The sequence below is a fragment of the Haloarchaeobius pelagicus genome, from assembly GCF_051207375.1.
GTDB lineage: Archaea > Halobacteriota > Halobacteria > Halobacteriales > Natrialbaceae > Haloarchaeobius.
Map to the genome: position 1 here is coordinate 2,291,439 of NZ_JBPJZD010000001.1, position 12,428 is coordinate 2,303,866.

General features: G+C 65.7%; 10 protein-coding genes. 7 read left to right on the forward strand and 3 right to left on the reverse strand.

Annotated features, from left to right (window positions below; all coding sequences use genetic code 11):
• Positions 1–114: 114 nt before the first annotated feature.
• Positions 115–2,379 carry an NADP-dependent malic enzyme gene (locus ACSC1S_RS12045; protein ID WP_435364487.1) on the reverse strand — a complete coding sequence of 755 codons (2,265 nt, stop codon included), beginning with the start codon at positions 2,377–2,379 and terminating at the stop codon, positions 115–117.
• 64 nt (positions 2,380–2,443) lie between these two features.
• Positions 2,444–3,526 carry a M24 family metallopeptidase gene (locus ACSC1S_RS12050; RefSeq protein ID WP_435364488.1) on the reverse strand — a complete coding sequence of 361 codons (1,083 nt, stop codon included), beginning with the start codon at positions 3,524–3,526 and terminating at the stop codon, positions 2,444–2,446.
• A gap of 325 nt (positions 3,527–3,851) precedes the next feature.
• Between ACSC1S_RS12050 and ACSC1S_RS12055 the strand changes: the two genes are divergently transcribed.
• From ACSC1S_RS12055 to ACSC1S_RS12080, 6 genes are all read left to right on the forward strand, one after another.
• A complete protein-coding gene (locus ACSC1S_RS12055) occupies positions 3,852–4,352 on the forward strand; it encodes a COX15/CtaA family protein (RefSeq protein WP_435364489.1) in 501 nt (166 codons plus the stop codon).
• A gap of 82 nt (positions 4,353–4,434) precedes the next feature.
• Positions 4,435–6,114 carry a Na+/H+ antiporter NhaC family protein gene (locus ACSC1S_RS12060; RefSeq protein WP_435364490.1) on the forward strand — a complete coding sequence of 560 codons (1,680 nt, stop codon included), beginning with the start codon at positions 4,435–4,437 and terminating at the stop codon, positions 6,112–6,114.
• Between the two features lie 341 nt (positions 6,115–6,455).
• Entirely contained in the window at positions 6,456–7,268 is an 813-nt protein-coding gene (locus ACSC1S_RS12065) for a transporter substrate-binding domain-containing protein (protein ID WP_435364491.1), read from the forward strand.
• A 69-nt stretch (positions 7,269–7,337) separates the two neighbouring features.
• Entirely contained in the window at positions 7,338–8,171 is an 834-nt protein-coding gene (locus tag ACSC1S_RS12070) for an amino acid ABC transporter permease (RefSeq protein ID WP_435364611.1), read from the forward strand.
• Positions 8,168–8,908, forward strand: coding sequence for an amino acid ABC transporter ATP-binding protein (locus ACSC1S_RS12075; RefSeq protein WP_435364492.1), 741 nt, complete (start codon positions 8,168–8,170; stop codon positions 8,906–8,908). The genes ACSC1S_RS12070 and ACSC1S_RS12075 overlap by 4 nt, the downstream gene beginning before the upstream one ends.
• An 84-nt stretch (positions 8,909–8,992) precedes the next feature.
• Positions 8,993–9,298: a YgaP-like transmembrane domain gene (locus ACSC1S_RS12080; RefSeq protein ID WP_435364493.1), complete on the forward strand. Its 306-nt coding sequence runs from the start codon at positions 8,993–8,995 to the stop codon at positions 9,296–9,298.
• 77 nt (positions 9,299–9,375) lie between these two features.
• Here ACSC1S_RS12080 and ACSC1S_RS12085 read toward each other — a convergent pair whose 3' ends face one another.
• On the reverse strand, positions 9,376–10,689 hold the full coding sequence (locus tag ACSC1S_RS12085; protein WP_435364494.1) for a S8 family serine peptidase: 1,314 nt from the start codon (positions 10,687–10,689) through the stop codon (positions 9,376–9,378).
• Positions 10,690–11,142: 453 nt separating this feature from the next.
• On the opposite strand from ACSC1S_RS12085, the gene ACSC1S_RS12090 reads away from it, so the two are divergent.
• Positions 11,143–12,348, forward strand: coding sequence for an aminotransferase class I/II-fold pyridoxal phosphate-dependent enzyme (locus tag ACSC1S_RS12090; protein WP_435364495.1), 1,206 nt, complete (start codon positions 11,143–11,145; stop codon positions 12,346–12,348).
• Positions 12,349–12,428: the final 80 nt, after the last annotated feature.

Below are 12,428 nucleotides of genomic sequence, written 5' to 3' on the forward strand. Positions count from 1 at the left end.
CTCGTTCTGCTGGGCGTCCACGACCGCCACGCCAGCCAGATTACACGACCACCTTTTGTCTCGCTCGGCTCCGCCTCGCTCCCAAAAGCTGGACCAAAAAGTGACCGCGAAGGCTTACTCGTTCTGCTGGGCGTCCACGACCGCCACGCCAGCCAGATTCACGATGTCCTTGACCTCGTCACCACGCTGGAGCACGTGGACCGGCTTGTCCATCCCGACGAGCATCGGCCCGATGGCCTCCGCGCCGCCGAGGCGCTGGAGGAGCTTGTAACCGATGTTGCCGGCTTCGAGGTTCGGGAAGACGAGCACGTTCGCGGGCTCGTCGAACTCGGCGAAGTCGTAGGTGCCTTCGAGTATCTCCTCGACGACGGCGGTGTCCGCCTGCATCTCGCCGTCGACCGGGAAGTCGACCTTCGGGTCCTCCCGGAGCATGCTGGCCGCGCGGCGCGGCTTGCGCGTCCCGGGGTTGTCGACCGAGCCGAAGTTGGAGTACGACAGCATCGCGACGCGCGGGTCGACGTTGAACCGGCGGGCGAGGTCCGCGGTGTGCTCGGCGACCTCGGCGAGGATCTTCGCGTCGGGGTCCTGGTTGACCGTGGTGTCGGCACAGAAGATGACGCGGTTCTTGAACGTCAGCATGTACACACCGGCCGCGTAGTTGGCGTCCTCGCGGGTGCCGATGACCTGCAGCGGCGGGCGGAGCGCGGACGGGTAGTGGTGGGTCAGGCCGGTCAGCATCGCGTCGGCGTCGCCGCACTCGACCATCACGCTGCCGAAGTAGTTGGTGTCGCGGCGGATCATGTCGACCGCCTCGCTCTTGGTCAGGCCCTTGCGCTTGCGGATCTTGTAGAGCCGGTCGGCGTAGTCCTCGTACTCGCCGTCGGCCTCGCGCGGGTTGGCGATCTCGGGGTCGAACTCGAGTCCGAGCCGGTTCTTGGTCTTCTCGATGCGGTTCGGGTTCCCGATGAGGACCGGCTCGGCGATGCCCTGCTCTGCGAGCTGGTAGGCGGCGCGGATCATCTTCTCGTCGTTGCCCTCCGCGAGCGCGATGCGCTTGGGGTCGGACTTCGCCTTGTTGAGGACGACCCGCATCATCTCGCGGGACTTCCCGAGGCGGGCTTCGAGGCGCTCCTCGTACTCCTCGAGGTCGAGTTCCTTGCGGGCGCAGCCCGAGTCCATCGCGGCGTCGGCGACGGCCGGCGCGACCTCGAACAGCACACGGGGGTCCAGCGGCTTCGGGATGATGTAGTCCGGGCCGAACTGGAGCGGCTGGTCGCCGTAGGCTTTGACGACCGCGTCGGGCACGTCCTGCTTCGCGAGGTGAGCCAGCGCCTTCGCGGCGGCGACCTTCATCTCCTCGTTGATCTCGGTTGCGCGCACGTCGAGTGCGCCACGGAAGATGAACGGGAAGCCGAGGACGTTGTTGACCTGGTTCGGGTAGTCGGAGCGCCCGGTGGCCATGATGACGTCGTCGTCGCGGGCCGCCTTGGCCTCCTCGTAGCCGATCTCCGGGTCGGGGTTCGCCATCGCGAACACGATGGGGTTGTCGGCCATCGACCGGACCATCTCCTGGGAGACGAGCCCGCCGATGGAGAGGCCGACGAACACGTCCGCACCCTCCATCGCGTCGGCGAGGTCGCCGCCGGGGATGTCGCGGGCGAACTCGCGCTTGTACTTGTTCACGTCGCCGGCTTCGGCGCGCTCCTGGGTGATGATGCCCGAGGAGTCACACATGGTGATGTTCTCGCGCGTGGCACCGAGAGAGACGTAGAAGCGGGCGGTCGCGAGCGCGGACGCGCCAGCGCCGGAGAAGACGATGTCGAGCTCGCCGATGTCCTTGTCGGCGATCTCGCAGGCGTTGACGAGGGCGGCACCCGAGATGATGGCGGTTCCGTGCTGGTCGTCGTGGAAGACGGGGATGTCCATCTCCTCTCGGAGCGTCTCCTCGATGGTGAAACACTCCGGCGCGGAGATGTCCTCGAGGTTGATGCCCCCGAACGTCGGCTCCATCGAGCGGACGGAGTCGATTATCTTCTCGGGGTCGGCCTCGTCGAGTTCGATGTCGAACACGTCGATGTCGGCGAAGCGCTTGAACAGGACGCCCTTCCCCTCCATGACCGGCTTCGACGCCGCCGCGCCGATGTCGCCGAGCCCGAGCACGGCCGAGCCGTTCGAGACGACGCCCACGAGGTTGCCCTTCGCGGTGTACTTGTAGGCGTCGTCGGGGTTCGCCGCGATCTCGTTACAGGGGGCAGCGACACCCGGCGAATACGCCAGCGAGAGGTCTCGCTGTGTGTTCGTCGGCTTCGTCGTCGATATCTCCAGTTTCCCGGGTGGGTCCTCCGCGTGATACTCGAGTGAATCCTCGTCGATTCCCATACTCGGACCCACCACGGCCCCCGACAAAAAGCTAATCGAAAGAACAGTCCGACAATCGTCGAAATCAGGGTGACAGCACGGCTGGAATCGAGTACGTCTCGTCGGAGCCGACGGCCGAGGCTCGCTGGATGGGCCACCCACCGGTGTCGGTCAACCGATCGACCATCCCGTCGGCCGTGACGAGGGTCGTGTCCTCCCGGCGGACACCCGGGAGCGACGGTGTCCAGGCGTACGCTATCGGCCCCTGCAGCAGGGTGTCCGACCCGGGCGTCGCCAGCCACTCACGGCGGGAATAGCCGGTCGCCCCTCCCTGGGGGTGCGCCTGCCAGCGGTCGGGCGACCCGACCGCGTCGTAGGCCGACTGGATGGCCGCGAACACGTCACCCACGGTGCCGGCCCCCTCTCCGGTGACCCCCGAAGCGGTCGCGGCGTAGGCCGTCGCCTCGACCCGGGCCGCAGCCTCGTGGCGTGCTTCGAGCCACTCGGGCGCGTCGAAGGCAACCGTCCGGGTGCAGCCAGCGTGGAGCCCGTCGCGCCGCCCCGTGACCGAGACCACCACATAGTCGCCGAGTTCCAGGGCGGTCGGCGTCGGCCGGACGAAGCGCTGGGCGCGCGCTGCCCCGCCGACGAAGATGCTCACTGGCTCGATGTCGCGCGCCGCCAGCGCGATGCGCACCGCGGAGCCGACCTCGTGCTCGGAGTCACCGGACTGGAGTTCCCGACAGACCGCCTCGACCGCGCTCGCCACGTCCTGCCCGAGCTGGTCGTATCGCTCGATGTCGCCGTCGACGAGTGGCTGTCGGAGCGCGTACGCGTCGACCGTCGCCAGCCCGTCCAGTGCCACGTCGGCGGCCGCGTCCTCGCCAGCGCGGGTGACCACCGCCGCTTCGAGGGAGGACTCGTACCACGCGAACGTCTCGACGGTCACGTCGTCGTCGAGTTCCTCGGTCTGGAGCCGGTCGGCATCCGGGCCGGCGAGGACGGTGACACCGTCGCCATCGTAGCGCGCCGCCGCGACACCGACCGCGTCGCTGGCGTCGATGCGGGTATCTGCCCCCGTGAGCCAGGCGACGTTCGCGGGCGCGAGGAACCACAGTTCGTCGTATCCCTGCTCGTCGAGGAAGGCGTCGAGACGGGTCTGTATCATGGCTTGACGGCTCTCGTGTCGAGGCTTGAAACCTGCGAACCAGCACAGGAACCGGCAGCCCGTTCCCACGTGCTGGGCGCTTCCGCACATCTTCCTGCGGAACCGGCAGCCCGTTCCCACGCGCTGGGCGCTTCCGCACATCTTCCTGCGGAACCGGCAGCCCGTTCCCACGCGCTGGGCGCTTCCGCACATCTTCCTGCGGAACCGGCAGCCCGTTCTCACGCGCTGGGCGCTTCCGCACATCTTCCTGCGGAACCGGCAGCCCGTTCCCACGCGCTGGGCGCTTCCGCACAGTTGATATGGCCCGATTCCTGAGACACAGAGTATGCAAGCGCTCAGCAGGCGCGGCGTCCGCATCCTCGCCGTCGTCACGACCGTTCTGACGGGACTGCTCATCCTGCTCGGGGTGTACACCGCAGCGACAGGGACAGGGCTCACGTGCCAGGGCCGCTGGCCGCTGTGTGGCGGGCCGGTGTTCGGCCTGCTCCCGCCGAACTACGCCTCGATTCCGGAGTGGACCCACCGGTTCGTCGCGTCCATCACCGGCTTCTTCATCCTCGGGACGGCCTACGGCGCGTGGAAGGTGTTCGACCAGCGCCGCATTCACGTCGCGCTCGCCGTGGCAATCCTCGTCCTGCCGGTCCAGATCCTGCTCGGCCGCGAGACCGTCGTCACCTACACCGCACTGGTCCAGACGCTGCACCACGCGGCCGCCCTCGTCATCTTCGGCGGCTTCGTCAGTGGGACCGCCTGGATGTTCGACGGGACCGAGACGGGCCACGAGTCCGCCAGCACGACCGGCCACGGCGTGAACGCCGACGACTGAGGACGTTCTACCCCCGGTTTCTGCCTGAATCGCCGACATTTATGCGTAAGTTTCTTCTGGCAGTGCCGTGCCACACGAGAACATGGCACTCGAACAGATAGACGCAGGTGCATGGTCGGTCGTCCCGGCACTCGTGGCTATCGCGACGGCGTGGTACACGCGTGAGGCCCTCATCGGGTTGTTCCTCGGGGTACTCACCACCGGGAGTATCTACGGTGCGCTGAAGCCAACCGCCGTGGGTGTCCCGGCCGACATCGCGAACGGGTCGCCCGCATTCGGGTCGTTGCTCGGGACCATCTTCGGGCTGAAGACCATCCCGACGCTGGTGGCGACCGCGCCGCTGTTCGGCAGCGAGTGGTACATCAAGAACGTCCTCATCGCCCTGTTCGCCATCGGTGGCACCATCGGGCTGATGATTCGCGCCGGCGCGCTGCAGGGCGTCCTGCAGGCACTCGCGAAACGGGCCGACGACGCCGGAGACGCCGAGAAAGCGGCCTTCCTGGCAGGCGTCGCCATCCACATCGACGACTACTTCAACTGCCTCGTGGTCGGCTCGATGATGCGCCCGCTGACGGACAAGTACAACGTCTCGCGGGCGAAGCTGGCGTACTACGTCGACAGCGCCGGCTCCCCCGCAGCCCGCCTCGCGTTCTACTCGACGTGGGGCGTCGCCCTCATCGGCTTCATCGGCGCGGGCCTCACCGCGGCGAAGACCCAGGGGACGCTCCCGCCGGGTATGAGCGAGATGGTCACCGGCTCCGGCGAGAACGCCAGCGCCGTCACCAGCGAGGTGTGGCCGCTGTTCCTCAACACCCTGTTCACCGGCTTCTACTCGTGGATCGCGCTCGTCATCGCAGCGCTGGTCGCCTGGCAGGTCATCCCGAACTTCGGGCCGATGGCCCGCGAGGAGAAGCGCGCCCGCCAGGAGGGGAAGGTCGTCGGCGAGGACCACGACCCCATGCTCTCCCGGGAGATGGACGAGTACGAGATGGCCGAGACCGCCGAGCCGCGCTGGCAGAACTTCGCCATCCCCATCGGTGCGATGATACTCGTCGCGCTCGGCTCGATGTTCTGGACGTCCTCGCCGTTCGTCACCGCCGACCAGTACGACACGCTGTTCAGCATCGGCGGGTACAGTCTGCTCCTGCCCGCCGGCGGCGAGGTGGGCTTCGCACCTGGCTCGTTCGAACTCGGGCTCGCGGCGACCACGGCCCTCATCCTCTCGTTCGTCCTCTACCGGCTCCGCGGTGACATCCCCTCGAACGACGACGCCACGAACGCGATGGTTCGCGGGTTCAAGGGCATCTTCCTCGCCGCGGCCATCCTCATGATGGCCTCGAGCATCCAGAACTCGGTGACGACGCTCGGCATCGCCGCGTTCGTCACGCAGTGGTTCCAGGGCGTGCCCGCGTTCATCGTACCCCTCATCGTGTTCCTCGTGACCGCGTTCGTGAGTTTCTCCGACGGCTCCTCGTGGTCGACCTACGGCATCATGTTCCCCATCGCCATCCCGGTCGCACTGACCACCGGCGCGAACCTCCCCATCGTCATCGGGGCGGTGTTCTCCGGTGGCATCTTCGGCGACCACACCTCCCCCATCTCCGATACGACGGTGCTGGCCTCCTCGACCAGTGGCTCCGACCACATGGTCCACGTCCGGACGCAGATTCCGTACGCGCTCCTGACGGCTGGCATCACCGCACTGGTGCTCCTGATTGCGGGCTTCGTCGTGCCCGAAGGCTTCCAGATAATCCCGTACTGACCGCCCATCCCTTCGACGGCCTGTTCGAGGAGGACGGGGTCTACGAGTGCAGCGTGGCAGTCGGTGAGTCGCTGTCCAAGAACTACAGGTGGGAGTTACGTACGGAGGAGAACTACCTGTCAATCAATCTCCACGAGACCAATATCAAGTACGTTACCTGGCCCTGAGGGGCCGTCCAATCCCCCGACGGGGCTTCGGCCCAGGGACGTGGGATTGGCTGTCAATGTCTGCGTCGAGATACTCCCACAGTGACCGAATTATCCAATTTTTTACGCGCGTCCGTGTGTAAACGTAGGATTCTCATCGAACCGTTTATTATGGACGGCACGAACCCGCATGGCATGGATAGACGCAGTTACCTCAAGGGTAGTGGCGCAGCAATCGCAGGGATGGGCCTGTCCGGCTGTCTGGGCTCGCTGACCGGTGGCAGCGGCGAGACGATCACCATCGGGTCCGACATCCCGTACAAGCCGTTCGAGTACCGCGAGGCAGACGGTACCCTCGTCGGGTTCGACGTCGAGATCGCCGAGGCGGTGTTCGGCGAGGAGATGGGCCGAGACTACGAGTTCAAGCAGACGAGCTTCGACGGCATCATCAACTCCCTCAACAACGGGAACTTCCGCCTCATCATGAGCGCGATGACCATCAACGACGAACGCGCGAAGGAAGTCGACTTCTCGGACCCGTACTTCACGGCGTACCAGACGGTCATCGTCCTGAAGGACGGCAACATCTCCTCGAAGGAGGACCTGAAGGGCAAGAACGTCGGTGTCCAGAAGGGGACGACGGGTGAAGGCGCGGCAGAAGGCCTCAAAGAGGAGTTCGGTGGCGACCTCACCCTCAAGAGCTTCGACCAGATCACGGGCGCGTTCGACGCCCTGCTCAACAACCAGGTGTCGGCCGTCATCAACGACAACACCGTCAACGGCGAGTTCGCGAACCAGAACGACGACGTCGTCTTCCTCGAGGGCGAGGGCGCGGCATCCGATGCGGGCCAGGAGGCCCCGCCGTACCTCACGCTCACTGTCGAGAACTACGGTATCGCGTTCCGCCAGGACGACGACGACTTCCGCAAGGAGGTCAACGACGCCATCGCCGCCATCAAGGAGAACGGCACGTACGACGACATCTACAGCAACTACTTCCAGGGCTAACTCGTCGTTATGTCCACCGAAACAGCGGAAACGGATTCTGGCAGCGAGGGGGCGATCAGTTCACTCCTCATGCAGGACCAGCTGATTCGGCGAGTCGGCGAAGTGTTAGCGGGGACGTTCGTCGTCGTCATCCTGGCGATGGTCGGATATATCCTGTCCACACAGGTGGACACCAGCCTGCTCCGGGTGGTGTTCCCACGGTTCGTCGAGGCGTTCCTCCTCGTCATCCAGATCGTCGCCATCTCGAGTGTCCTGTCGGTCTCGCTCGGCATCCTCGTCGGACTCGGCCGCATCTCTAGCTCGCCGATTACTGGGCGAATCGCGAAGGGCTACGTCGAGTTCTTCCGCGGCACGCCGCTACTGTTCCAGCTGTTCGTCATCTACTTCGGTATCCCGAAGCTGTGGGCGACCGGGACGTTCCCCATTCCAAACTGGGGGGTCCCGGCCGCGGTCATCGGCCTCACCCTGAACCACGGCGCGTACGTCGGTGAGGCGGTCCGTGGCGGCATCGAAGCCGTCCCGGACGGACAGATGGAAGCAGCACGCTCGCTCGGGATGTCTCGCGTGATGGCACTCCGTGAGGTCGTCCTCCCGCAGGCGTGGCGCAACGCACTCGCCGCCATCGGGAACGACCAGATCATCCTGGTCAAGGACACCTCGCTCCTGACGGTCATCGCCATCCCCGAGATCATGAGCGTGTTCCGGAACATCAACTCCAACCAGCTGGACGCGTGGACGCCGCTGGTCTGGGTGTGCCTGTTCTACCTCGCCATCACGATGTCGATGAGCTATCTCGTCAGCGTGCTCGAGAAGCGCGCGGACTGGGGTGGCGGTGGTGATGACGACTCGAAGACCGCACAGCTCAAGCGGATATTCACGGGCAGCCGAGGTGACATGTCGTGAGCAGCCAGCACTCGCTCGTCGAGTTCGACGGCGTGAACAAGTACTTCGGCGAGAACCACGTCCTGAAGGACATCGACCTCGAGGTCGAAGAGCGCGAAGTGGTCGTCGTCATCGGGCCGTCCGGCTCGGGGAAGTCGACCCTGCTGCGCTGTACGAACCGACTCGAGGAGATTCGCTCCGGCGAGATCCGGCTCGACGGCGAACCCATCTCCGACCCGGACGCGGACATCAACCGCCTCCGCCAGCGCATCGGGATGGTGTTCCAGAGCTTCAACCTGTTCCCGCACAAGACGGCCATCGAGAACGTCGCCATGGCACCGATCAAGGTGAAGGGACAGGACGAAGGCCAGACGATGGTCAAAGCGGGGAACTTGCTGGAACAAGTCGGTCTCTCGGGCAAGGACGAGTCCTACCCGAACGAACTCTCGGGCGGCCAGCAACAGCGCGTCGCAATCGCCCGGGCGCTCGCCATGGACCCGCAAGTGATGCTGTTCGACGAGGTCACGAGCGCACTCGACCCCGAACTCGTGGGTGAGGTGCTCGAGGTCATGCGCGACCTGGCGGAGGAAGGCATGACGATGCTCGTGGTCACCCACGAGATGGACTTCGCGAAGGAGGTCGGCGACCGGATCGTCCTGATGGCCGAAGGCGAGGTCGTCGAGGTGACCGAGACCGACGAGTTCTTCGAGCAGCCCAAGACGGAACGCGGCCAGCGGTTCCTCGGACGGCTGTTATAGCGCCTGCAGCGAACAGCAATTCTTTCTCGAACCGCGGTTTCTCCTCGCCGGCACCGCTATCCCCTGTTACAACCAACTGATACCATGGCATCAACTGATAAGGCCAGGGGAGGCGGCGTCGCCGATGCGGCCGGACAGCTCTACCGGTGGACGCTCGGTATCGGGCACGAACGGAACATCGGCGGGGTAGAGCGAACGGTCCGGTACACGCTCGGAATCGTGTTCGTACTGGCGGCACTCGCCGTCCTCGTCGTGCCCGTCCTGTCCGGACTCACGAACCTCGCACTGGCGGTCGTCCTGTTCCTTTGCGGTGCGTTCGCCATCTACGAGGCGCGGGTGCAGTACTGCCCGCTGAACGACTCCCTCGGGCGGAGCACGTACCGGGAGTGACGAGCCAGCGGCTCACGGCTGCAGAAGCCGACGAAAACGGAATGTGTTGAAGGGTATCGACGGAGTGTCGACTGGGTTCAGTCCTTGACGGCGGCCTCGACGTCGACGAAGCCAGCGCCGTGGTACGGCTTGTCGCCAACGTCACGCGCGGTGCGCCGGAGCACGTTGCGGACCTTGTTGGCGTTGGAGCTACTCATCTGGCTGGCGACGAGTGCGGCTGCGCCCGCGACGTTGGGGGCGGCCATCGAGGTGCCAGCGACCCAGCTGTAGGTGTGCTGGGCACCGAGGTAGGAGCCGTCGTCACCGAAGACCGGCAGCGAGACCGTGTTGAGGATCATGTCGTAGTACCAGCCGGGGACGTCGTTGGCGTACGCCTCGGGGTCGTAGTTGCCACCGGGCGCGGAGACGTCGATGGCGTTGGTGCCGTAGTTCGTGTAGACCGAGGGCGTCTCGGGCGGCTGTTCCATCCCGGCGTCGCCCCAGCCGAAGCCGACCGGACCGGTCGCCGAGATGCTCATCACGTTGGAGGCCTCGTTCGGCAGCGAGATGATGCCACCGTCGTGCTGGAGGTCCGCGGCGTCGTTGCCGGCGGAGATGACGTAGAGGGTGCCCTGGCGGCGGCCGTACGCCATCACGCTGTTGACGACCTTGCCGTAGAACGAACCGAGTTCCTTGCGGGAGATCGGGTACGCGCCGATGCTCATGTTGGCGACGTCACAGCCGATGGCCGCGGAGTAGACGGCGGCCGCGAGGATGTCGGCGAAGCTCGCCAGTGCGCTGGGCGAGAAGACACGGCAGTCCACGATCTCGGTCGCCGGGGCCGTGCCCGCGACGCCTGCCTCGTTCTGGTCGTTCGATGCGATGATACCTGCGACGTGGGTGCCGTGGTAGCCGCCAGCGGGCTTTGCAGCACCGTAGCCGTCGCCGGTGAAGTCCTGCGAGAGGTCCGTGTTCACGGCGTGTGCGAGGTCCGGGTGGCCGGCGGCGACGCCTGTGTCGATGACGGCGACGCGGGTACCCTCACCGCGGGTGACCTCGTGGGCCTCGGGCACGTTCTGTGCCTCTTTGCCCCACTGGAAGTCGTAGAGCGGTTCGTCTTCGAGTTCGGCACCGACGTCCTGCTTCTTCGTCGGTTCGTCGAGCTGGATCTCGACGTCGGGCGCGTAGTCGAAGCCGGCCGATTCGAGCGCGGACTCCGGCCCTTCGACGACCGTGAAGTCGATGGGATCCATGGCGTGGACGACCGAGAGGTCGCTGCCGAGGTCTTCGGGGTTCGCTTTGGCGATGAATCGGTCTGTCGATTCGGCTGCAGTTACGGTCGAGCCGACCGCGATGCCACCGAGTAGTCCCCCACTGAGCTTGAGAACGTCACGTCTGGTGTGGTCCACCATGTCATCAACCGAGGGCCAGCATGACTTAATATTTGCTACTTCAGTCGCTAAATTACTGTCGAACATCGAAATAATAGCCACTATTAGAAAACCCAAAAAATCGCTGTAGCGGCCCTCACTCGTCTTCTTCACGTCACAACTACACCTGATGACCGATAGCCACACCACCACCCACTCACTGAGAATCGATTCGCCAACCGAATGCGATACTCTGGGTCACGAAACAGCATGGCCCACGACCCGGGCGAACGCGTGCTCGCGAGTGAGACACTCGACCGAGACGACAGCCACACCGCTCACGACGACGCGTCGCGGTTCGCAGGGGTCATACCCGGGTTCTGAGAGCACCGAATACGGTCGGTTCACTCCTCAGTACCGTGAATACTCACCCTCGCGACCACCTGTATCGGGATTCCGAACCGTTCAAGATGCGATGTGCAAACAGTGAACCAGATGAGCAACCGCGGGTTCGACCTGGCAGGACGGGTCGCCGACCGTCGAGACGCCGCGCTCTACCGCGACCTCGAACCGGTGGACAGGGTCGCAGAACGGAGCTACTTCGCCCCCGACCCCGGCGCTGACCTCCCCGTTCTCAACGGGACACAGCACCTCGTGTTCGCGTCGAACAACTACCTCGGCCTGACCCAGCACGACCGCGTCCAGCAGGCCGCCGCCGACGCCGCCGACGTGGTCGGGACCGGTGCCGGTGCGAGCCGGCTCGTGACCGGCGATACGCTGGTCCACCGCGACCTGGAGATGCAGCTCTCGGAGGTCAAGGGAACCGAGCGCGCGCTCGCCTTCTCTTCGGGCTACGCCGCCAACGTGGGCACCATCGCCGCCCTCTCACCCGACGTGGTGTTCTCCGACGAACTGAACCACGCCAGCATCATCGACGGCTGTCGGCTCGCCGGAGCTGACGTCGTCGTGTACGACCACTGTGATGCCGATTCGCTTCACGAGGAGTTGACCCACCGCGCCGAGACCAGACCGGGCGACGAGTCCTGGCTCGTCCTCACAGACTCCGTGTTCAGTATGGACGGGACGGTCGCCCCCCTCGCGGACATCTGCGACGCCGCCGAGGAGTTCGATGCGTGGGTGATGGCCGACGAGGCGCACGCGACCGGGCTGTACGACCACGGCGGCGGCATCGTCCAGCGCGACGGGCTCGAAGACCGCGTCCACGTCCAGATGGGGACGCTCTCGAAGGCGCTCGCGAGCCAGGGTGGCTACGTCGCCGGGAGCGAGACGCTCGTGGAGTACCTCGTGAACACCGCCCGGTCGTTCGTGTTCTCGACCGGACTGGCCCCGCCGGCCGCAGCCGCCGCCAGCGAGGCGCTGCACATCACCCGGCACGGGGAGTGCCGCGACCGGCTCTGGAGCAACGCCACCCACCTCCGGACCGGGCTGGAGGACCTCGGCTACCAGGTGTGGGGCGATTCGCAGATACTCCCCGTCGTCGTCGGCGACCGGAAAGACGCCCTCGAACTGGCCGAGGCGGTCCGCGAGGCTGGCGTGGTCGCACCGGCCATCCGGCCACCGACCGTCCCCGAGGGAACGAGTCGCCTCCGCGTCGTTCCGATGGCGACCCACTCGAAGACCGACATCGAGGACTGCATCGAGGCGTTCCGCGTCGCCGGCGAGAAAGTCGGCCTGCTGTGAGCCGCCGACTCATCGACTGACGCGATTCTCGTGGTCCAGATTGCGAGTACGGCGAGAAGAATCGAAGAAGATCGTGACGG